At 63.7% G+C, this 22,068-nt stretch carries 20 protein-coding genes and 1 pseudogene; 6 read left to right on the top strand and 15 right to left on the bottom strand.

Translation table 11 applies throughout. The features are described 5' to 3' along the window. Positions 1–27 precede the first annotated feature (27 nt). On the top strand, positions 28–1,404 hold the full coding sequence (locus tag GA566_RS07030) for an IS30 family transposase (protein ID WP_160472234.1): 1,377 nt from the start codon (positions 28–30) through the stop codon (positions 1,402–1,404). 7 nt (positions 1,405–1,411) lie between these two features. Beyond that, a pseudogene (locus GA566_RS07035) lies at positions 1,412–1,681 on the top strand (IS3 family transposase); the annotation flags it as partial. Between the two features lie 94 nt (positions 1,682–1,775). Here GA566_RS07035 and GA566_RS07040 read toward each other — a convergent pair. Beyond that, on the bottom strand, positions 1,776–2,477 hold the full coding sequence (locus GA566_RS07040; RefSeq protein ID WP_237380083.1) for an arylesterase: 702 nt from the start codon (positions 2,475–2,477) through the stop codon (positions 1,776–1,778). Here GA566_RS07040 and GA566_RS07045 point away from each other — a divergent pair. Beyond that, positions 2,476–3,174: an ABC transporter ATP-binding protein gene (locus GA566_RS07045; RefSeq protein ID WP_137924479.1), complete on the top strand. Its 699-nt coding sequence runs from the start codon at positions 2,476–2,478 to the stop codon at positions 3,172–3,174. The two genes, GA566_RS07040 and GA566_RS07045, sit on opposite strands and share 2 nt — an antisense overlap. Before the next feature lie 16 nt (positions 3,175–3,190). Here the strand turns inward: GA566_RS07045 and pgi are convergent, their stop codons facing one another. The 6 genes from pgi to GA566_RS07075 form a co-directional block, all read right to left on the bottom strand. Then, the gene (pgi, locus tag GA566_RS07050) at positions 3,191–4,819 is read right to left on the bottom strand and encodes a glucose-6-phosphate isomerase (RefSeq protein ID WP_160472237.1); all 1,629 of its coding nucleotides are present in this window, start codon (positions 4,817–4,819) and stop codon (positions 3,191–3,193) included. Between the two features lie 213 nt (positions 4,820–5,032). After that, positions 5,033–5,971: a DMT family transporter gene (locus GA566_RS07055; protein WP_160472239.1), complete on the bottom strand. Its 939-nt coding sequence runs from the start codon at positions 5,969–5,971 to the stop codon at positions 5,033–5,035. Then, on the bottom strand, positions 5,968–7,587 hold the full coding sequence (locus GA566_RS07060) for an NAD(P)H-hydrate dehydratase (protein ID WP_160472241.1): 1,620 nt from the start codon (positions 7,585–7,587) through the stop codon (positions 5,968–5,970). The genes GA566_RS07055 and GA566_RS07060 overlap by 4 nt, the downstream gene beginning before the upstream one ends. Positions 7,588–7,679: 92 nt before the next feature. Then, on the bottom strand, positions 7,680–8,990 hold the full coding sequence (locus GA566_RS07065; protein WP_160472243.1) for a TRAP transporter large permease: 1,311 nt from the start codon (positions 8,988–8,990) through the stop codon (positions 7,680–7,682). Beyond that, positions 8,990–9,559: a TRAP transporter small permease subunit gene (locus tag GA566_RS07070; RefSeq protein WP_160472245.1), complete on the bottom strand. Its 570-nt coding sequence runs from the start codon at positions 9,557–9,559 to the stop codon at positions 8,990–8,992. The genes GA566_RS07065 and GA566_RS07070 overlap by 1 nt, the downstream gene beginning before the upstream one ends. Positions 9,560–9,716: 157 nt before the next feature. Continuing rightward, positions 9,717–10,688 carry a TRAP transporter substrate-binding protein gene (locus GA566_RS07075; protein WP_137928107.1) on the bottom strand — a complete coding sequence of 324 codons (972 nt, stop codon included), beginning with the start codon at positions 10,686–10,688 and terminating at the stop codon, positions 9,717–9,719. Positions 10,689–11,045: 357 nt separating this feature from the next. Here GA566_RS07075 and GA566_RS07080 point away from each other — a divergent pair, with 357 nt between their 5' ends. The 3 genes from GA566_RS07080 to purL all read left to right on the top strand — a co-directional run bounded on the left by GA566_RS07080 (position 11,046) and on the right by purL (position 16,672). After that, the gene (locus tag GA566_RS07080) at positions 11,046–11,753 is read left to right on the top strand and encodes a 4'-phosphopantetheinyl transferase (protein WP_160472246.1); all 708 of its coding nucleotides are present in this window, start codon (positions 11,046–11,048) and stop codon (positions 11,751–11,753) included. Positions 11,754–11,880: 127 nt separating this feature from the next. After that, entirely contained in the window at positions 11,881–12,504 is a 624-nt protein-coding gene (locus tag GA566_RS07085) for a winged helix DNA-binding protein (protein ID WP_160472249.1), read from the top strand. A 121-nt stretch (positions 12,505–12,625) separates the two neighbouring features. Next, the gene (gene purL / locus GA566_RS07090) at positions 12,626–16,672 is read left to right on the top strand and encodes a phosphoribosylformylglycinamidine synthase (protein WP_160472251.1); all 4,047 of its coding nucleotides are present in this window, start codon (positions 12,626–12,628) and stop codon (positions 16,670–16,672) included. Positions 16,673–16,744: 72 nt separating this feature from the next. Here the strand turns inward: purL and GA566_RS33540 are convergent, their stop codons facing one another. The 8 genes from GA566_RS33540 to GA566_RS07125 all read right to left on the bottom strand — a co-directional run bounded on the left by GA566_RS33540 (position 16,745) and on the right by GA566_RS07125 (position 21,885). Then, a complete protein-coding gene (locus GA566_RS33540) occupies positions 16,745–16,879 on the bottom strand; it encodes a hypothetical protein (protein WP_255459310.1) in 135 nt (44 codons plus the stop codon). 29 nt (positions 16,880–16,908) lie between these two features. Continuing rightward, complete coding sequence (locus GA566_RS07095) at positions 16,909–17,355, bottom strand: hypothetical protein (RefSeq protein WP_137928111.1); 447 nt, start codon at positions 17,353–17,355, stop codon at positions 16,909–16,911. Between the two features lie 133 nt (positions 17,356–17,488). After that, entirely contained in the window at positions 17,489–17,830 is a 342-nt protein-coding gene (locus GA566_RS07100; protein WP_137928112.1) for a hypothetical protein, read from the bottom strand. A gap of 188 nt (positions 17,831–18,018) precedes the next feature. After that, a complete protein-coding gene (locus GA566_RS07105) occupies positions 18,019–18,813 on the bottom strand; it encodes a peptidylprolyl isomerase (RefSeq protein WP_137928113.1) in 795 nt (264 codons plus the stop codon). A gap of 4 nt (positions 18,814–18,817) precedes the next feature. Further along, on the bottom strand, positions 18,818–19,132 hold the full coding sequence (locus GA566_RS07110) for a BolA family transcriptional regulator (protein ID WP_137928114.1): 315 nt from the start codon (positions 19,130–19,132) through the stop codon (positions 18,818–18,820). 52 nt (positions 19,133–19,184) lie between these two features. Continuing rightward, the gene (locus GA566_RS07115) at positions 19,185–19,739 is read right to left on the bottom strand and encodes a septation protein A (protein ID WP_137928115.1); all 555 of its coding nucleotides are present in this window, start codon (positions 19,737–19,739) and stop codon (positions 19,185–19,187) included. Between the two features lie 107 nt (positions 19,740–19,846). Next, the gene (gene msrB / locus GA566_RS07120) at positions 19,847–20,254 is read right to left on the bottom strand and encodes a peptide-methionine (R)-S-oxide reductase MsrB (RefSeq protein ID WP_137928116.1); all 408 of its coding nucleotides are present in this window, start codon (positions 20,252–20,254) and stop codon (positions 19,847–19,849) included. Positions 20,255–20,334: 80 nt separating this feature from the next. After that, a complete protein-coding gene (locus tag GA566_RS07125; protein WP_160472253.1) occupies positions 20,335–21,885 on the bottom strand; it encodes a YdiU family protein in 1,551 nt (516 codons plus the stop codon). Positions 21,886–22,068: the final 183 nt, after the last annotated feature.

Genomic DNA, 22,068 nt, shown 5'->3' on the forward strand with positions numbered 1-22,068 from the left:
GTGTTTATGGGACGACCAGCGGGATGGATGCAGAAGCTGACAGGCCGAGGAGTGATGCGGTCGCCAGGTGCACCATCGCATCGGCGTGAGACCGAGCGGCGATTTTGGGAGCAAATCGCGACAGGGGTTACCAGTGAGAAGGCTGCAGAGGCGGTTGGCGTGTCGCAGGCAGTAGGCACGCGATGGTTCCGGCATAGTGGCGGCATGCCACTATTTATGTCGATCCCCATATCCGGTAGGTACTTGTCGTTCCAGGAGCGAGAAGAGATTGGGTTACTTTCGCTGCAAGGCATTGGAATACGCGAGATCGCGCGCCGGATCGGACGTAGCCCGTCAACGGTCTCGCGGGAACTGAAGCGTAACGCCGCGACTCGTGGCGGCAAGCTCGAGTATCGGGCGTCGGTTGCACAGTGGAAGGCGGAACTGGTTGCCAAAAGACCCAAGCCGTCGAAACTGGTAGCCAACCCGCAGCTGCGCCGCTATGTGCAAGAGCGTTTGGAGGGCAAGGTACGTGCTTCGGATGGGGGCGAGATCTCTGGGCCTCGGCCATCGCAGTTCAAAGGGAGAAACAAACCGCATCGAGGTGACCGTAAATGGGTCCATGGCTGGTCGCCCGAACAGATTTCCAACCGGCTGCAGATTGACTTCCCGGATGAGGAATCCATGCGCATCTCTCACGAAGCCATTTACCAAGCTCTCTATATCCAAGGCCGAGGCGCTCTCAAGCGCGAACTGGTCAGTTGCCTGCGCACCGGGCGGGCATTGCGCGTACCGAGAGGCCGGGCACAAGCCAAGACCTGGGCGCACGTTAGCGAGGATGTGATGATCTCCAGCCGTCCTGCAGAAGCGGAGGATCGTGCTGTGCCGGGGCATTGGGAAGGTGACCTGATCATCGGCCTGAACCGCTCCGCAATCGGGACGCTGGTCGAACGATCAAGCCGATTCACTATGCTTGTTCACCTGCCTCGAGAGGAGGGTTACGGACTAATCCCCAGGACGAAGAATGGCCCTGCGCTGGCCGGCTACGGAGCTGTCACGATGGCAAATGCACTGAAGAGGACTGTAGTGGACTTGCCTCGCCAGTTGTGGCGATCATTGACTTGGGATCGTGGCAAGGAACTCTCCGATCATGCTCGCTTTACCGTTGAATCCGGAGTGCAGGTATTCTTCGCCGACCCGCACAGTCCATGGCAGCGTGGCACGAACGAGAACACGAACGGGCTCCTGCGACAGTACTTCCCGAAAGGCACCGACCTATCACGGTGGAGCGCTCGAGATATCCAAGCCGTTGCCAATGCACTGAATACTAGGCCGCGCAAGACGCTTGGTTGGAAGACACCCGCAGAAGCCCTGGAAGAGTATCTAAAATCTGCTCAACAATCTGGTGTTGCGACGACCGGTTGAATCCGCCCAATATCGGATGCCCGCCTATCGACGGCTCCTGGGCAAAAAGGTCCGTCAGAGTATGTCCCGTAAGGGAAATTGCCTCGACAATGCCGCGATGGAAAGCTTCTTCGGAACGCTCAAGTCGGAGTTCTTCTACCTGAACGAGTTCGACAGCGTGAAGCAGTTGCAAAGTGGGATCCGACAATACATCCACTACTACAACAACGAACGTATCCGACTGAAGCTAAAAGGGCTGAGTCCCGTGCAGTACAGGACCCAGCCCTTGCAAGCCTAGTCTTCTTGAACCGTCCAACTTCTGGGGTTCAGTTCAGATATTGCCTGTCTCAGGGGCTTTTTGTTTGGCAATGCATTGTCGAAATGTCGTGCGTTCAGCGTGCCTTGCCGGGTGCATTGAGTAACGGTTGCAGTGCCGGCCATACGTTATCCAGCAACGTGGCCTGGGCTGCCGAGGTGGGGTGGATCCGATCGTCCTGAAACCAGTCGGCGCGCGTGATGACCTTGTCGAGGAAGAACGGCACCAACTGCGTGCCGAGTTCCTTGGCCAGCTTTGTGTACAGCGCGAAGAAGCGTTCGGTGTAGTCTTGCCCGTAGTTCGGCGGAATACGCATACCTACGAGCACGACCTTGGCGCCGGTCTTCTTGGCGTCGCTAACGATGCCGCGCAGGTTGGTCTCGGTCGATTGCAGCGAGAGACCGCGCAGGGCATCGTTGGCACCGAGTTCCACGATGACCACGGCGGGCTTGTGGCGCTTGAGCAGGTCAGGCAGGCGCGTCTTGCCGCCCACCGTGGTCTCGCCACTGATGCTTGCATTGACGACGCTATAATCGAACCGCTCGCGGCGCAGGCGCTCCTGCAGAAGGCTGACCCATCCGGTGCCACGCGCAATGCCGTATTCGGCCGAGAGGCTGTCGCCCAGGACGAGCACTGAGGGTGCCGACGTCTGGGTGGACGTTTGTGCAACTGCCGGCAACACCAGCGAACCGAATGCGGCGGCCGTGGTCGCAATACAAGCCGCCACCAATCGTCGGCGTGCCCCATTTCCAATTCCGTTTCCAATCTTCTCGCGCATGTCCTCTTCCATTCTTGCTGTCGAGTCACTCGGAAAGACCGTAGCCGACACGACGGGTTCGCTGACGATTTTGCACGACGTCTCGTTTTCCGTCACGGCTGGCGAAACGCTGGCCATTGTCGGTGCATCGGGTTCCGGCAAGTCCACGCTGCTGGGCCTGCTCGCCGGGCTCGATCTCCCGAGCAATGGGGCAGTGCGCCTGCACGGGCAGGATCTGTTCCAGCTCGACGAAGACCAGCGCGCCGCGCTGCGGGGACGCCATGTCGGTTTCGTGTTCCAGTCGTTCCAGCTGGTCGGCCACCTGACCGCGCTGGAGAACGTGATGCTGCCGCTTGAGTTGCGCGGCGAGACGGATCGCGTCCGCGAGCGTGCCACGGAAATGCTGGAGCGCGTGGGACTCGGCAAGCGGCTGACGCATTATCCGCGCACGCTGTCGGGCGGCGAGCAGCAGCGCGTGGCGCTGGCTCGCGCATTCGTGGCCCGGCCCGACATCCTGTTTGCGGACGAGCCCACAGGGAGCCTCGATACGGCCACGGGCGAGGCCGTGATCGCGTTGATGTTCGAGCTGAACCGCGATGCCGGTTCCACGCTGGTGCTGGTCACGCATGACCGCTCCGTGGCGGCGCGTTGCGGTCGCATCCTGACCATCGACGCCGGCCGGGTGGCCAGCGACGAGTTGATGGGTACGGAAATCTGAATCGAAGGAAGGCGGATCAGCCGCGCGCCAGCACGTCACGGGCGCGGGCGATCAGCGAGGCGGTCGATGCATCGTGCACGGCCGTGCCCTTGCCGGTCAGTTCGGATTCGATGGGGCGGGCGAGAATCTTGCCAAGCTCCACGCCCCATTGGTCGAACGAGTTGATGTTCCAGACCACGCCCTGCACGAACGTGCGGTGTTCGTAGAGCGCAATCAGTGCGCCCAGCACATGCGGCGTCAGGTCTTCCATCAGCAACGTATTGCTCGGGCGGTTGCCGTCGAACACCATGTGCGGGATACGGGCTTCGTCGTTGACGCCGGCCGCGCGCAACTCCTCCGCGCTGCGGCCACGCATCAGTGCCTCAGCCTGTGCGAAGCAGTTGGCCAGCAGCTTGGCATGATGTCCCGGCAATTCGCGCGGTGGTACCAGCGGGGCGACGAAGTCCACCGGCACCACCTGCGAGCCCTGGTGGATCATCTGGAAATAGGCATGCTGGCCGTTGGTGCCGGCCGTGCCCCAGACCACGGGCGAGGTGTCCACGTGCACCGGATCGCCATTGAGCTGCACCGACTTGCCGTTGCTCTCCATCTCCAGTTGCTGCAGGAACGCAGGAAACAGTTCGAGCGACGTCGAATAGGGCGCCATGCAGCTCGTGGGCATGCCGAAGAAATTGCGATACCAGATGCCGAGCATCCCCAGCACCACGGGCATGTTGCGCGCGAGCGGGGCGGTGCGGAAATGGTCGTCCATGGCCCGACCGCCGAGCAGGAGGTCTTCGAACGCATCGAAGCCCACGGCCAGCGCGATCGACAAGCCAACCGACGACCACAGCGAGAAGCGCCCACCGATCCAATCCCAGAATTCGAACATGTTGTCCGGGTCGATGCCGAACTTGACCACCGCCTCGCGGTTTGTGGAAACCGCCACGAAATGCCGTGCCAACTGGTTCTCGGCCACACCGTTCTGGAGGAACCACTCGCGCATGCTGCACGCGTTGGCCATGGTTTCGAGCGTGGTGAACGTCTTGGAGCAGACGATCACGAGCGTGCGGGCCGGATCGAGCCGTACCAGCGTCTCCGCCAGTTCGGTGCCATCGACGTTCGACACGAAGTGCATGCGCGGGCCGCGTGGATCGGCCAGGTGCGCCAAGGCGCGGCACACCATGCGCGGGCCGAGGTCGGAGCCGCCGATGCCGATGTTCACGATGTCCGAGATGGGCTGGCGGGTGAAGCCGGTCCAGGCGCCGGTGCGCACGCGGTCCGCGAAATCGCGCATGCGGCGCAGTACGTCGTGGATGCCCGGCATCACCGACTGACCATCGACCTTGAACGGCGCCTCGGGTAGCGCGCGTAGCGCCACGTGCAGCGCGGCGCGATCCTCGGTGGTGTTGATGTGTTCGCCCGCAAACATGGCGTCGCGGCGCTGGGTGACGCCCGCTTCTTCGGCCAGCTTCATCAGCAGTGCGAAGGTTTCGAACGTGATTCGGTTCTTGGAGTAGTCCAGGTAGAGCCCGGCGGCTTCCAGCGAAAAGTCCTCGACCCGGCGTGCGGCCTCGGCTTCGGCAAACCACTGCTGCATCGGCGTATGGCGGATGGCATCGAAGTGTTGGCGAAGGGTGGTCCAGGCGTGGAGTTCAGTCGGCATGCGTTCTTCTGGAAATCGGTGAGACGGCCCGGCTACGTTGGCGGGGGCAGTGACAAGTATATTCGCGCAGATGTGATGTCAAAAGCCTGAAGTGGCTGCAAAAAGTAACGGCGCTTGCATCATCGGCAACCTTAACAGCCTGTAGCGCGACCACCTATCGGTCGTTGTCCGACGCCTGGCGCCCTATGTGCGCCATCGCACGCGCGGTACGCCTCAACGCCGCAACCGCGCGGCCACACGGCGCAGCAGCGGTTCGCCGCCCGCCACGCACAGGCCGCCTACGCAGATCACGGCGATGCCGAGCGCGGTGGTCCAGTCGGGCAGGTGCCCGAAAGCGAGGTAGCCGACGATGGTCGCGGAGAAGATCTGCAGGTACAGGAACGGGCTCAGGAACGAAGCATCGGCATACTGGAAGGCACGAATCACGAAGTAGTGGCCGAGGGAGCCGGTCAGTCCGGCCGACAGCAGCAGCGCGCACTGCATCGGCGTCGGCATGGCCTCGAACCAGAAGAAGGGCACGAGCAGGGTGGTCAGCGTGGCGCCGGTCACGCCGCTCTGGATCAACGTTGTCATCGGTGCGTCATACGCGGCGATGCGGCGCGTGAGCATCTGCAGCAGCGCGAAGAGTAGCGCCGACAGCAACCCCAATCCCACCCCGAGCGAGTTGAGTTCGCCACCGGGACGCACTACCACGAGCATGCCGCCAAAGCCGATGATGACGCCGATCCAACGCATCCAGCGAGCATGCACGCCGGGACGCTCGCCAAGCAGCCACGGTGACAGCGCTACCACGATCAGCGGTGCGCAGAAGTTCAGCGCCGTGGCGGTAGCCAACGGCATCAGCTTCAATACGCTGAAGAAAACAAGCGTCGAGGCCAGCATCAGCGCACCGCGCAGCCATTGCAGCCGGGGCACGGCGGGGCGCGATAGCTGCTGCCAGCGCGTGGGGCCGATCAGCAGGAAGATGGCCGCGACGTGGCCGAGATAGCGGACCCAGGCCACGGCCACCACGGGCAAGCCTTGCTGTGTCAGGGTCTTGCCCGTGGCGTCGAGCAGGCTCAGTATCCATTGACCGATCACGAGCAGACCGATGCCCGTGAGGAGTTGACGGCGCGAGCTATCGTCGCCGTCCAGTATGGCAAAACGACTCATGCCGGACGGCCTTCGAGCAATGCGTTGAGTGTGGCCCGGGCGGGCAGGTAGAGTTCGCTCGCCGTCATGCCAGCCGGCCCGGTGCCGGCGTCGACGAGCCGATCCGCCGCGCGGCCATGGATCCAGACGGCGGCTCGTGCGGCGGCGGCCGCGGGTACGCCTTGGGCGAGCAAGGCACCGATCATGCCCGCCAGCACGTCGCCCGTGCCGGCGGTGGACAGGCCGGCATTGCCAGTGGGATTGATGGCAGGTGGTGCGTCATCGGGAGTGGCGATAATCGTGCCGGACCCCTTGAGCACGATGGTCGCGTGCCACTGGGCTGCCAGCGCGTGTGCGGTGGCCAGGCGGTCGCGCTGGACCTCGGACACGCTGCTGCCCAGCAGGCGGGCGGCTTCGAGCGGGTGCGGGGTCAGGATGCAGTCGAGACCGCTGGCTCGCATCTGGTCGCGCAAGCCAGTGTCGGCCGCGAGCAGGTTCAATGCGTCGGCATCGAGCACGATCGGAATGGTGGGTTCCGCATTGGCGCACACATCGAACAGTTGCGACAGGTGTTTGCGGGCGGCGGTGCCGTTGCCCATGCCAGGGCCGGCAACGATGGCCGACATGTCGTCGAGCGCCAGTTCGGATAGCGCATGCAGCATCAGTTCCGGATGCACGGGGTCGATGGCCGGCGCGGGCTGCGCGAGGAATCCCACATGCACGCGTCCGGCCCCAAGATGGAGCGCCGCGCGGGCGCCGAGCAGGGGAGCGCCGGTCATGCCATGGCAGCCACCGATTACCGCCACGTTGCCGTAGCGCCCCTTGTTGCCGGCGTGATCGCGCCGGGGCAGGGCGCGCACGAAGCCGCCCGGCTGGTTGACCATGGCCACGGGCGCAGGGGAGGGCTGGCTGGCGCCGAGACCGAGCGGTGCGATATCGATATCGCCTGCGCAATCGCGCCCATCGAGTGTCAGCAGTCCGGGCTTGGCGGCGAGGAAGGTCAGGGTGCGCTGTGCACGCACGGCGGGTTGGCCGGCGCCGGTATCCGCAAACAGTCCGCTCGGCACGTCGAGGGCGTACACAGGCAGGTGCGAGGTATTGAGATGCGCGATCCAGCGCGCCACGTTGCCGTCCGCGCTGCGGTTCAGGCCGATGCCGAGCAGGCCATCGACCACGGCGGCGCAGCCGGCCGGCCATGGCGGCAGGGCGGCGTCGGGATCGGGATGCATGGCGAGCAGCGGCACGCCGGCCGTGCGCGCGTCGAGCCAGGCGCGCGCGGCATCGGCGGGCAACTGGTCGGCCTCGGCGATCAGCCACGCTTCCACGAGCCGGCCGGCTTGGTGCAGGCGCGTGGCCGCCACCAGCGCGTCGCCGCCGTTGTTGCCACGTCCGGCCAGAAACAGGATGCGGCCCTCGGGTACGTGCTGGCTCACCCAGTCCGCCGCCGCTGTACCGGCACGCGACATCAACGTGAACGGCGGCGTGGTGTCGAGTCCGGCCTGCTCGATCTGGCGGATCGCGGCCACGTCATAGAGCGGCGTGGGATTGGCGATGGCGGCAGCGTCGAGCGACCTCCATGCGGCGTCGGGGACCGGCGCGGAGGGTGACGCGGAGCAGGGTGGCGCGGCAGTGTTCATCGGGTGCTGTGCGGGGCGCGAGCGGATCTTCCACGATTCTGCCCCATCCGACGCGCCGCGCCCACCCCGCCTCCGTGTTGCTTGCGTTGCCGCTACTTGAGTTCCTTCGCCATGACGAGGTCCGGCAGCCATGTCACCACGGTGGGCCAGATGGTGATGATCCCGATGGCAACCACCATCATCATGAAGAACGGCAGCGACACGCGGGCGATGTAGTTGCTGTCCTTCCCGGTCATGCTCTGTAGGACGAAGAGGTTGAAGCCCACGGGCGGTGTCACCTCTGCAATCTCCACCAGCAGCACGATGAAGATGCCGAACCACACCAGGTCGAAGCCCGCGGCCTGCACCATCGGGAGTACGGTTGCGGTGGTTAGCGCGATCATCGAGATGCCGTCGAGCGCCGTGCCCAGGATGATGTAGATGACGGTCAGCACCGCGATCAACGCCCAGGGCGAGAGATGCAGCGCCGCCACCCATTCGGCCAACGCACGCGGAATGTCGGTGAAGCTCATCGTCACGGACAGGAACGAGGTGGCGCCCAGCACGAACATGATCATCGCGGTCAGCCGGGTGGCCGACATCAGGCTCTCCCAGAACGCCTTGCGCGTGAGCGATCCGCCCGCCCAGGCCAGCCCGAGCGATGCCACCACGCCATACGCCGCCGCCTCGGTCGCCGTGGAGTAGCCGGTGATCATGATCCACGTGATGAACGCGATCAGGATGATGCAGGGCATCAGTTGCTTGATCGACGCCAGCCGCGCCCGCCAGCCGAAGGTTTCGGCCTTGGGTGTTTTCGACGGATTGGCCAGCGCCCAGACCACGATGTATCCCGAGAACAGCAGCATCAGCAGCAGTCCGGGCAGGAAGCCTGCCAGGAACACGCGGATGATCGACACATCGGCGGACACCGCATAGACCACCATCGTGATCGAAGGCGGAATCAGGATGCCAAGCGTGCCGGCGCAGGACAGCGAGCCCAGCGTAATGCGCTCGTCGTAGCCGCGCCGCGTGAGTTCGGGCAGGGCGGACTTGGCGATGGTCGCGCAGGTAGCCGCCGATGACCCCGACACCGAGCCGAAGATGCCGCAGCCCAGGATGTTCACGTGCATCAGCCGTCCCGGCAGCCAGTTCAACCACGGCGACAGGCCGTTGAACATCTGCTCGGAGAGCTTGGTGCGGAACAGGATCTCGCCCATCCACACGAACAGCGGCAGCGAGGCCAGCGTGTAGGACGCGCTCGACGACCACCAGGAGTTGGCAAGGTTGACCAGTGCGTCGTGATCCGAAAACACGACGAGTCCCACCCACGACGTGACTGCGATAGCCACCGGAATCCATGCGCCGATCGCGAGGAATACGATCATCACGAGCAGCAGGATCAATGCAACAAGTACGGTGCTCATCAGACCGTCTCCCCGAAATCGCCCGACGCCAGCTTGGCTTCCTGTGCCAATTGGTAGCGCGGCTTCTGGTGGCGCACCACGCGCAGCCATTCGTCGGCCACGGCCAGCAGGAAGCCGAGCGCGCCGACTACGGCGAAACTTTGCGGAATCCATAGCGGAATCACGATCTGGCCTTGCGAGACATCGCCGATGTCCCAGCTTTGCCACGCGAACGTGCCGAGCGCCCACGCGGCATAACCGGCGAACACGAGGCAGATGGAGAGCGAGAGGACTTCGAGCACCCATCGGCGCTTCGGACCTACGGCCTCAAGAAGCATTTCCACGCGGACGATGCCGCCGTGCTGGAAGGTCTGGCCAAGGACGAGGAAGGCCGATGCGGCGCAGAGCCAGGAGACGATGTCGTCGCCGCCCTTGAGCACGATTTGTGTCTCGCGCGAAATCGACATCGCGATCATGACGATGCAGACGGCCAGGATGCAGAGCGCGCCGAGCGCGGCAAACAAGTCAAGCAGGTGGTCGAGCCATCTTTTGGAAGGTTCGGCAGGCTTGGCAGGATAGGGGGCTTGCATGGGGGGGCGGGCTACCTGTGATGCGCGCGGCGACCTGAGATCGCCCCACGCAACCATGAACAAAGAGAACCCGGCAGGCTGCACGAGGCATGCCCGCCGGGCCAAGGCGCACTGCGGCAACGGCGGCTGTCTACCGCCGGCTGCCTGTTTCGATGGCCTATTTCTTGTAGGCGTCGAGGATGGCCTTGCCATCGTCGCCCGCGCTCTTGGCCCAGTCGTTGACCATGGTCTCCCCCACTTTCTGCATGTCGCCCTTCAGTTGCGCGGACGGCGGCGCCACGGTCATGCCGTTCTTCGCCAGCGTGGCCAGGTATTCCTTGGTCTTCTGCTCGGAGATTTGCCAGCCGCGTTTCTCGGCATCGGCTACCGCCTTCAGCAGGGCATCCTGCGTGGGCTTGTCCAGCGCGTTGAAGGCCTTCTTGCTGACCACCAGCATGTTCTTGGGCAGCCAGGCATCGACGGTGTAGAAGTACTTGACCGATTCCCAGACCTTGGTGTCCACGCCCGTGGCGCCGGACGACATGAAGGAGTTCACGGTGCCGGTAGCCAAAGCCTGCGCCAGGTCGGCGGCCTGGATGGTCACGGGCTGGGCGCCCACGATCTCGGCAATCTTCGACGTGGCCGGGTTGTAGGCGCGCCATTTGAGGCCCTTCATGTCGGCGGCGCTGTTGATCGGCTTGTTCGCGTAGATGCCTTGCGGCGGCCATGCCACGGCGTAGAGCAGCTTCATGCCCTGGCGGTCCAGCACCTTGTCCGTGGTGGGTTTGGATGCCTGCCAGAGCTTGTAGGAGTCTGCATAGCTGGTGGCCAGGAACGGCACCGCATCCACGCCGAAGACCGGATTCTCGTTGGCCAGCAGCGACATCAGGATCTCGCCCATCTGTACCTGGCCGGTCTGTACCCCGCGCTTGATCTCGTTGGCCTTGAGCAGCGAGCCATTCGGATGGATCACGATCTTGAGCTTGCCGCCCGTGGCCTTGTCTACATCCGCGGCCATCTGTTGCAGGTTTTCGGTGTGCAGGTTGGTGGCCGGGTAGCCCGTGGGGAGGTCCCATTTGGTGTCTGCCCGTGCCGCCGTGGCGGCCAGCAGCAATGCCGCCGCCGCGACTGCCAATGCCTTGACTCGCATCTCGATCTCTCCTGGTGTTGCGCGTGGGCGCCTGCCCGACTGCGCGGGTTGGACTACCTGGAACTGCCAGCGCGCCATGGTCGCTTTGTCTGATACATGGCGCAGGATTGTGGTCACTTCAATGGTCGCAACATGGTGGTGGCTCGGCCACCTGCCGCGACGTCGAACGTTCGGGGCTGATGCAAGGCTCGTGCCCGGCACGCTACACTTGCGGCCTGTTCGGGGCGTGCGCGCGGGGACACCTCAGCCTAGCAAGAAGCGGCCTGCCCCGACAGATAGGGATGGTCTGTATGTTGCGGCAAGGCCAATGCGGAGTTCCGCCGCTCGGCTGCCGCTCAACCTCGATCCAGGGACGCCATGAACAATGCAGTATGCGGGTTCGATTCGGAGACGCTCCGTGCCGGGTTGGGCCTGCCTGCAACCGTGTCGATGCATGCCGTGACGTGGCGCAGCGACGATGCATCGGCGTTTGCGAACGAGCCATTACCTGCGTCGTTGGCTGCGGCGTCACCGCGTCGCCGGACCCAATTTCGCGCGGGTCGGCACTGCGCGCGCCACGCACTGGTGCATGCGGGTGCCGGGGCGGTGACCCCGGCCCGTGATGACGAAGGACTGCCGGTATGGCCGGTCGGCTGGATCGGCTCGATCAGCCATACGACCGACCGGGCCGTGGCGTTGGCCGCAGCGGTGGCGCAGGTGGGAGAACTCGGTGCCGTTGGCATCGACGTGGAGCAGTGGCTGGCGCCTGACCGTGCCGAGGAAATCGCCGCAATGGTGGCATTGCCCGAAGACATCGCGGCGTTGGCTGCCGGCCTCGGGCGCACCCGCGCCGACGCTGTGACACTGCTGTTCTCCGCGAAGGAATCGCTCTACAAGGCGCTGTTCCCCACTGTGCGCCGCTTCTTCGATTTCGAGGCTGCGCGGCTGGCCGGCTGCGCACCCGGTGTACTGGAACTGGCGCTGACTTGCGATTGGCATGCGCGATGGCCCGTTGGCACGCTGTTCGAGGTTCGCTTTGCCGCGACCCCGGAGGCGGTGGTCACGGCGGTATGGGTGGAAGACTGAGGGAGCGAGGTCAGGCGGCCCCGTCATAAGGCCCAATTTCCGTCGGGTTTGATCGCAGATCGAGGGTGATTTGCCGATAAAATGCTGCATTCCCTCGCACTCGTCACAGAAAAGAAGGTTCGCTACCATGCCACGCAAGCCCGCGCAGGACCGTCAGGCAGACGCTTCATCCCATGGTTCCGAAGTGTTGGAGAGTTCCGACGCAACCGGCGGCGTCAGCGCGCGACCCGCACCGCTGACCCGGGCCCCTGGCGTCAATATCGTTTCTTCGTCACATCTCGTTTCGGTACGCAGCCCGGAGCTTTCCGAATTCGAGTTCGGATTGAACACGGCCTACAACGCCTACAGCCGCTGGGTGGTGCGCTGCATGGGCGCAGCCGGCGTGCGCGACCTGACCTTCCTGGATGTGTTGGTGCTGCACCATGTGAACCATCGCGGCCGGGCCAAGCGGCTGGCGGACATCTGCTTCGTGCTCAACGTGGAAGACACTCACCTCGTCACTTACGCATTGAAGAAGCTTGTTGGCCTGGGATTGGTCGCGGGCGAGCGCGTGGGCAAGGAAGCCACTTACGCCACGACGACGGCCGGGACGGAAGCCTGCGCCCGGTACCGCGAGATCCGCGAACAGTGCCTGACGAGCAATTTCACCGAGGGCAGCGACGAGAACGTGGAAATCGGCGAACTGGCGCGCTTGCTGCGCGTATTGACCGGTCTCTACGAGCAGGCCGCACGCTCGGCGACTTCTCTCTGAGATTGGCGGCGTTGAGGGCGGTGTAACAAGGTACAATAGCGGTTTTCCGCCAGCCGGCATTCCATTCAGCAGTGCCGGCGGCCGCGAGCCCCGACCCTCCAGCCTCCTGCCCGTACCGATCATGGCGCATTTTTCGTGCTTCCCTGGCGCTTTGGCGCTTTCTGCCTTCCGTCAGCAACGCCTGCTTGCCGCTCTCCAGCAAATCGACGCCGATATCGAATCGGTGCATGGCCAGTTCGTGCACTTTGTCGATTCGGATACCCCGCTCACTGCCGAGGAACAGACGCGCATAGGCGCGATGCTGACCTACGGCGCACCATTCACGGCGCCGGCCGATGGCGACCGCTTTGTGGTGATTCCGCGCTTCGGCACGATTTCGCCGTGGGCCAGCAAGGCCACCGATATCGCCCATAACTGCGGCCTGACGCATGTCCACCGCGTCGAGCGCGGTATCGAAATCACCGTCATCTGCAAGAAGGGCCTGCTGCGCGGCCGCAAGACGCTGGACGCTGGCACGCGCGCCGCCGTGGCTGCACACCTGTTCGACCGCATGACCGAAACGGTCATCGCCTCGCGCGACGAGGCCGCCGGCCTGTTCCAAGAACTGCCGGCCAAGCCGCTCCAGTTCATCGACATTTCCGCCGGCCGCACGGCGCTGGAGAATGCCAATACGGCCATGGGCCTGGCGTTGTCGGAAGACGAAATCGATTACCTGCTGGAAAACTACGGCAAGCTGGGTCGCAACCCGACCGACGTCGAACTGATGATGTTCGCGCAGGCCAACAGCGAACATTGCCGCCACAAGATCTTCAACGCGACCTGGACGATCGACGGTGTGGCGCAGGACAAGTCGCTGTTCGCGATGATCCGCAATACGCACCAGTTGAACCCGCAAGGTTCCATCGTCGCGTACTCGGACAACTCGGCCGTGATGGAAGGCGATGTGGCCGAGCGCTGGTTCCCGCGCGGAGACGGCCAGCAGTATGGCCGCCACGAGGCGTTGACCCATACGCTGATGAAGGTGGAAACGCACAACCACCCCACGGCGATCTCGCCGTTCCCGGGTGCGTCCACCGGCGCTGGCGGTGAAATCCGCGACGAAGGCGCCACCGGCCGGGGCGCCAAGCCCAAGGCCGGCCTGACCGGTTTCACCGTGTCGAACCTGATGTTGCCGGATGCCGTGGAATCCTGGGAAAACGCGCGTGACGCGGCCCAGCCGATGGCCCATCGCAACCCGGACGACAAGCCGGGTGTGACCGGCAAGCCGGACCGCATCGCCTCGCCGTTGCAGATCATGATTGACGGCCCGCTCGGCGGCGCCGCGTTCAATAACGAATTCGGCCGTGCCAACCTGGGCGGCTACTTCCGCGTCTACGAGCAGAACGTGGGCGGCACCGTGCGCGGCTATCACAAGCCGATCATGATCGCCGGCGGCATCGGTAACATCGACGCCAATCACACGCACAAGGACCCGCTGCCGGCTGGCACGCTGCTGATCCAGGTAGGCGGTCCGGGCATGCGCATCGGGATTGGTGGCGGGGCCGCCAGCTCGATGGCGACGGGCACCAATACCGCTGAACTCGATTTCAATTCGGTGCAGCGTGGCAATCCGGAAATGGAACGCCGTGCGCAGGAAGTCATCAACGCTTGCTGGCAACTGGGCGAAGACAACCCGATCCTGTCGATCCACGACGTCGGCGCGGGTGGTATCTCGAATGCCTTCCCCGAACTGGTGGATGGCGCTGGCCGTGGCGCGCGCTTCGATCTGCGCCAGGTGCATCTGGAAGAGTCCGGCCTGTCGCCGGCGGAGATCTGGTGCAACGAATCGCAAGAGCGTTATGTGCTGGCCATCGCACCGAACGATCTGCCGCGCTTCCGGGCCATGTGCGAGCGCGAGCGTTCGCCGTTCGCCGTGGTCGGTATTGCCACGGAAGAGAAGCAATTGCAGCTCGTCGACGCCAATGTCGACGCATCGCTGAAGGAACACTTCGCTGTCGATATGCCGATGGATGTGCTGCTTGGCAAGCCGCCGCGCATGCATCGCGACGTGCGCCGCGTGGAGCAGGAACTGCCCCCGGTGGACGTGACCGGCCTCTCGCTGGAACAGGCCGTGCGCGATGTGCTGCGCCACCCCACGGTGGGCAGCAAATCGTTCCTGATTACCATCGGCGACCGTACTGTGGGTGGCATGAATGCCCGCGATCAGATGGTCGGCCCGTGGCAGGTGCCCGTGGCCGACGTGGCCGTGACTACGCTCGACTACAAGGGGCGTGCCGGTGAGGCGATGACGATGGGCGAGCGTACGCCGCTGGCCGTCATCGATGCTGCCGCATCGGGCCGCATGGCAATTGGCGAGGCGCTGACCAATCTGGCCGCCGCGCCGGTGAAGGACCTGAACAAGGTCAAGCTGTCGGCCAACTGGATGGCAGCGTGTGGTGTGGATGGCGAGGATGCCAAGCTGTATGACACCGTGCATGCCGTGGGCATGGAACTGTGCCCGGCACTCGGCATCAGCATTCCGGTGGGCAAGGATTCGCTGTCGATGCGCACCAAGTGGAGCGATGCCGATGGCGACAAGGAAGTGGTGGCGCCGGTCTCGCTGATCATCTCGGCCTTCGCCGCCGTGGACGACGTCAATAACACGCTGACGCCGCAACTGCGCACCGATCTCGGTGACACCACGCTGATCGCGATCGACCTGGGCCGTGCGAAGCATCGTATGGGTGGCAGCATCCTGGCACTGGTGTCGCAGCAGGTGGGCGACAGCGTGCCGGACGTCGATAGCCCCGAAGACCTGAAGAACTTCTTCAACGTGATCCAGCGCCTGAACCGCGAAGGCAAGCTGCTGGCCTACCATGATCGCTCGGACGGCGGTTTTATGGCAGCCGTGGCGGAAATGGCTTTTGCTGGCCGTACCGGTGTCTCGCTGAACGTCGACATGCTCGCGCTCGATCCGACGCAGGAGCAGGATTACGGCGACGCCAAGAACTGGACGCAGCAGATTGCCGAGCGCCGCAACGACCAGACGTTGCGCGCGCTGTTCTCCGAAGAGCTCGGTGCGGTGATCCAGGTGCGTCAGGAAGAACGCGACGCCGTGTTTGCGGTGCTGCGCGAAGCGGGCCTGTCCGCTTGCAGCCACGTGATCGGCAAGCCGAACACGACAGACCAGATCGAGGTGTACCGCGATGCCAAGAAGGTGTTCGGTGCGCCGCGTGCGGACCTGCAACGTACGTGGTCGGAAGTCAGCTGGCGCATTGCGCGCCTGCGCGACAACCCAGCCTGCGCCGACAGCGAATACGACCGCGTACTCGACGCGGCAGACCCCGGCATTAGCCCCGTGCTGACGTTCGATCCGGCTCAGGACATCGCCGCGCCGTTCATCGCTACTGGCAATCGTCCGCGCGTGGCGATCCTGCGCGAGCAGGGCGTGAACTCGCAGATCGAAATGGCCTACAGCATGGACCTGGCCGGTTTCGACACGGTCGACGTCCACATGAGCGACCTGATCGCGGGCCGTGCCAGCCTGGCGGACTTCAAGGGCTTCGTGGCCTGCGGCGGTTTCAGCTACGGTGACGTGCTGGGCGCCGGCGAAGGCTGGGCCAAGACGATCCTGTTCAATGGCCAGATGGCCGAGCAGTTTGCCGCGTTCTTCAACCGCCACGACACGTTCGCGCTGGGCGTGTGCAATGGTTGCCAGATGCTGAGCAACCTGGCCCCGATCATCCCGGGCGCCGGTGCATGGCCGAAGTTCACGCGCAACCAGTCGGAGCAATACGAAGCCCGCTTCGTGACGGTGGAGGTGCAGCAGTCGTCGTCGATCTTCTTCGCCGGCATGGAAGGCAGCCGCATTCCTATCGCCGTGGCGCACGGTGAAGGTTTCGCCGACTTCTCGCAGCAAGGCGATATCGGCAAGGTCAACGTGGCATTGCGCTTCGTCGATAACCGCGGTGCCGTGACGCAAACCTATCCGCTGAACCCGAACGGTTCGCCGGAAGGCATCACCTCGGTCACTACCGTTGACGGCCGCTTCACGGCACTGATGCCGCACCCGGAGCGCGTGTTCCGCACCGCAACGATGAGCTGGGCACCGGACGCATGGAAGGACATCCCCGGTGGCGGTAGCCCGTGGATGCGCATGTTCCGCAATGCCCGCAAGTGGGTGGGCTGAGCGGACGTAGCTACGTCTGGCTGGTAAATGGAAAACGCCTGCAATTGCAGGCGTTTTTCTTTGGGCGGGACATTAACGTGTGGCGATGTCGTAGATACCCCAGACCATCAGAATCAGAGAGCAGCCGAGGATCGCGCAGGAAACGCGAATCACGACCTTTCCTTGAAAATCGTCATCGTCGACCATGCGTATAAAGAAGGCCTTCATATCTTTCTCCTGAATGAATTGCAAAGTGGTTAACAGTGTTTAGAAATCAGCGTGGCATGCGCGACAGAGGTTGTAATGGCACTGGCGAGGCTGATCGCAATGGAACCCTGGATGATGCGGTGGGTACCCATGTGCTGGCGGCGCCGGCGGCGTGGAGCGCTATGGAGAGAGCCCAGCATTACCAGTACGGACCCCGCGACAATGATGAACACGTTGATAGCAAGCAGGCTCCACGCCAACTGCCTTCCGCCAGTCGCCTGATCGATCCACCCTGCGAGCACATGGCAGCCCGCCGCACTCATCGGAATTGCCGCCCACAGCAACTGACCGTTTTCGACCGATCGTCGGACGATGCCGTTGCTTCGCGAGCGTGAGAACTCTGCGAAGCGCGCCAACGGCAGCAGCGCGAGCGGGGCGAGCAGCGGAATGGCGACGTTGAAGAGGAACCAGCCGAACAGGTCGAACACGTGGGCCATGGCGCTCCTTCGAAATGAAATGGACGCAGCCATGCTAGGCGCTTTCAGCACATGCGCCTAGACCGAATTTGTGAACTTTTGGTGTCCGATGAGGGGCGGTTTGCGCTTGATCATGGACGATTTGAGAGGATTCTCAAGCGACGTCCGTATGCTGGTAGGAAGGGTGATTGCGCGCGTAGTTGTCCGTCTTGGGTGCGGTCACTTCGACCCGTGCGCTCCACGGCAGATAGCGGGAGTAAAGCAGTCGCAGGCGGTCCGCATCGGGTGGCACCTTGATTTCGCCGCGGACTTCCATGAACGCGATAGTCGCCTGCAGGGCCTTTGATTGCGCGTAGCGGTCGCGCGTGGGGAGGTGAGGATGGATCTGGCGCCAGTGGTCGCCGGTGCAGGCGATATGGGGCATGCCGAGCGCGCAATAGACGATGCCGCGCGAGTAGAGGTGCCACATGTTCCAGTAGCCGCTAGTGGCCCCCATGAAAGACGTCTCCTGACAGCATCGCGCAAGTTACCCCGGCCCCAATGCCGATGGTTCAGAGATGGTACTAAACCTCGCACGCCCGTTGGGTGCCAAATGTTCACGAGCGCGCATATCTACTGAGCCAAATGAAAAAGCCGGCACTCAGGTGCCGGCTTTTTTTACTGTGGTAGCGGGAAAGGCGCCCGTTACTGGATCTTCGCCTTGTCCTTGATCGACTTCATCATGGCCTGGAACTGCTCGCGCTGCCATGCCTGATCGCCCATCAGCATCTGTTGCAGCTGCGGCTTCACTTCCTCGAAGGTCGGGACCTTGGCGTCGCGCGTGTCCACGAGTTCGATGATGTGCCAGCCGAACTGGGTCTTGACCGGCGTGTCTGTCATCTGGCCCTTCTTCAGGCCGGTCATCGCGGCGGAGAATTCCGGCACGTAGCTGCTGCTGTTGGCCCAGTCCAGATCGCCGCCGTTGGCCGCGGAGCCGGTGTCCTTTGACGAGCTCTTGGCCAGGTCCTCGAACTTGGCGCCGGCCTTGATCTTGGCGATGATGGCCTTGGCGTCCGCTTCCTTTTCCACCAGGATGTGGCGGGCGTGATACTCCTTGCCGTTGCCGAACTGCGTCTTGATCTTGTCGTACTGCTTGCGCAGTTCTTCGTCATTGGCGCCGTGCGTGCGGACGTAGTCCTCGAACACTGCACCGGCCAGCACGTTCAGGCGGGCCTGTTCGAGCTGTTCCTGAATATCGTCGCGTTGCGTGATGCCGCGCTTGGTGGCTTCCTGCAGCAGCAGTTCGCGGTCGATCAGCATCGTGCGGGCACGGTCGCGCAGTTCGGGCGACGCGGGTTGTCCGGTGCCGGCGATCAGCTTGTCCACTTTTGCCGACAGGATGGGCTTGCCATTCACAACGGCGGCGTTCTGGGCGAATGCGGGCAGGCTGCCTGCAGCGAGCACAGCCGCCAGGCTGAACGAGAGGACGGTGGTCTTCATGGAATCAGTTCTGAGAGTTGCGGGTCGCGTCGCGTGATGCTTCGCGGGATTGATATTCTTGTTCGGTATGTGCGATGACTGCCAGCGCATGGATTTGCACGGGGAACAGTTCGCGCAGCGCATCATACACCATACGATGGCGCGCCACGCGCGAGTGACCGGCAAAGCGCTCGCTGACGATCAGGACGTTGTAATGCCCCCCGCCGGACGCCGCACCGGCATGCCCGGCATGGGCGGCGCTGTCGTCATGGACATGCACGTGGGAAGGGGAGAGCGCTGCGCGTAGCAATGCCTCGATGTGGACGGGGTCGGCTGCCAAACGAAGATCCTTGATAAGGGAATACGGACAGGGAAAGAAAGGTGGGCGCCCGTTACTTGGGACCGCTTTCCTGCGACGGTGTTTCCTGGATATGGCGCGACAGCCAGAGGCTCTGTGCCACGATGAATACCGCCATCAGTCCCATGCCGCCGAAGAGCTTGAAATTGACCCAGGTATCGGTCGAGAACTGGTACGCCACGTACAGGTTCAGCACGCCCATCAGCGCAAAGAACGCGGCCCAGGCAGCGTTGAGCTTGCCCCACATCGGTTCGGGCAGCGTGACCTGTTTTTCCATCATGGCGCGGATCAGGTTCTTGCGCCAGCCGATGACCGATCCGATCAGCGTCACGGCAAACAGCCAGTACAGCACCGTCGGCTTCCATTTGATGAACGTGTCGTTGTGCAGCACGATCGTGGCGCCGCCGAAGACACCGATGATCAGGAGGCTGACCCATTGCATCGGCTCCACCTTGCCGTGCCGGATGCGGACCCAGACGATCTGCAGCACCGTGGCCGCGATGGCCACCGCTGTAGCGGGATAGATGCCGAACAGCTTGAATGCGACGAAAAACAGGATGACCGGGAACAGGTCGAAAAGAAATTTCATGCGGTGATGGTCAAAGTGACGCGCAAGGTGAGGGGCCAGCCGGCAAGGCCGGCCCGCTGGCAATCCGCACATCGGATTGGACGGGCGTCCGGAGTGTGCGGCGGTGGTCACCCACGTTCGTCCGGATCGCGATCGTCGAATTTTAGCGCAGCCGAGTTGATGCAATAGCGCAAACCGGTTGGCGCGGGGCCATCCTCGAAGACATGGCCCAGATGGCTGCCGCATTCCTTGCATCGGACTTCCACGCGCGTCATGCCGTGCGTGTGGTCGGCGTGCTCGGCAATGACCTCGCCGTTGATCGGCTTGAAATAGCTTGGCCAGCCGCAGCCGGCGTCGAACTTGGTCGCCGACTCGAACAGCGGTGTGCCGCAGCCCACGCAATGGTAGATGCCCTGGTTCCAGTGGTCCCAGTACTTGCCCGTGAAGGGCCGCTCGGTGGCGGATTCACGTGCCACGCGGTATTCGATATCGGAAAGCTGCTCACGCCATTCGGCGTCGGTCTTGGTCGTGGTCATCTTGTTTCCTCTCGTTGTTGTGGCCGGGGGGGGCTGCCTCGGCGATATGGGGATGAACTGCGCGAAAGAAAGCCGTGAAATTACGAGGAGCAACTGACTTCAAGGCCGGAAGCCCAGTCCGGCGGCAGCGCCGCATACTGGGCTGCCTCGGGCTGTTCGTCGAAGGGCTTCGACAGCACGGCCAGCAGGCGGTTCACTTCCGAGAAGTCCTTGTCCCGTGCGGCGCGGATCGCGGTTTCGGCCAGGTGATTGCGCAATACGTACTTGGGATTGACCTGCCGCATGGCAACGGCGCGTGCGGCGTCGTCCGACTGTTCCTGCTGAAGCCGCGCCCGATATTCGCTCGCCCAGGCGTCCCAGGCGGCGCGGTCGATGAACAGGTCGCGCACGGGCGCGTCTTGCCCGGCACCATTCGCGCTGACTTCGGCGAGATTGCGCCAGAACAGCGTGTAGTCGATACGGTGCGTGTGCAGCAACTGGAACAGGCTGGTCATCAACGCTTCATCGTCGTCCTGAGCGGCGCGCAGGCCGAGCTTGGCGCGATAGTGGCGGAAGAAGGCGGAGGCATACCGGTCGCGGAAGGGGTCCAGTGCCTCGTGAGCCAGATCGATCGCAGCCTGCTTGGCCGCTTCGGGATTCGCTGCATCGGTCTCGCGCCACAGTGGCAGCAGTGCCTGAGCCAGACAATGCAGATTCCAGAACGCGATCTGCGGCTGCTGGCTGTAGGCGTAGCGGCCCTGCTGATCCGAATGGTTGCAGATGTGGTTGGCGTCGAATGCATCGAGAAAGCCGAACGGGCCGTAGTCGATGGTCAGGCCGAGGATCGACATGTTGTCGGTGTTCATTACGCCGTGGCAGAACCCTACTGCCTGCCAGTGCGCCACCATGTCGGCAGTCAGCAGCGATACTTCGCGCAGTAGTGCCTGATAGGGGCTGGCGTCATCGCGGCAAGCCGGATAAAAGCGGTCGATCACGAAATCGGCCAGTTGCTTCAGGCTGGCATGATCCTCGCGCGCGGCGAAATGCTCGAAATGTCCGAAGCGGATAAAGCTCGGCGCAAGGCGCGTCACCACGGCGGACGTTTCCAGCGTCTCGCGGCGGACCGGCGCATCCGAGCCGATGATCGACATCGCTCGCGTCGTGGGCACGCCGAGTGCGTACATGGCTTCCGAGCACAGGTATTCGCGAATCGAAGAACGCAGCACCGCGCGGCCATCGGCCATGCGCGAGTACGGCGTCAGTCCGGCGCCCTTGAGCTGGATTTCCCACGGGCCATCGGGTCGCTGTGCCTCGGCAATGCGGATCGCGCGGCCATCGCCAAGCTGGCCCGCCCATACGCCGAACTGGTGGCCGGAATACACGGTGGCCAGCGGATCAGACCAGTCGGGCACGCCATTGCCGATGAACGTATCGAGGAATGCAGGATCCTGCGCGGCGCGGGCCAGTCCCGCTTCATCCCAGCCGAGCAATGCGGCTGCCGCAGGCGCCACGCTGACCAGATAGGGGGAAGGCAGTGGCGTGGGGGCGAGGCGCGTAAAAAAGCGTTCGCCCAGCGCGGCAATGCCGGGCGCCGTAGTGAACGGAACAGCGCAGGCGGTGCGGGGGAGGGCTTCGGTGGAGTCAGTGGGCATGGGGGCGGCGGCGCTAGGGGAAAACGACATATTGAGGCGCGTCAGGGGTCGCAGTATTGTACTTGCACCGGTTTTCCCCTGTTGACCAAGGGTTTCCGCCGCAACGCAGACCATCGAAAAGCGCTGCAAATGGCGGACATCAATCCCATGCATGGCAGGGTCCGCAAGCGGTTGGAGAGAGCC

The organism is Cupriavidus sp. SW-Y-13 (genome assembly GCF_009793345.1).
Lineage (GTDB): Bacteria > Pseudomonadota > Gammaproteobacteria > Burkholderiales > Burkholderiaceae > Cupriavidus.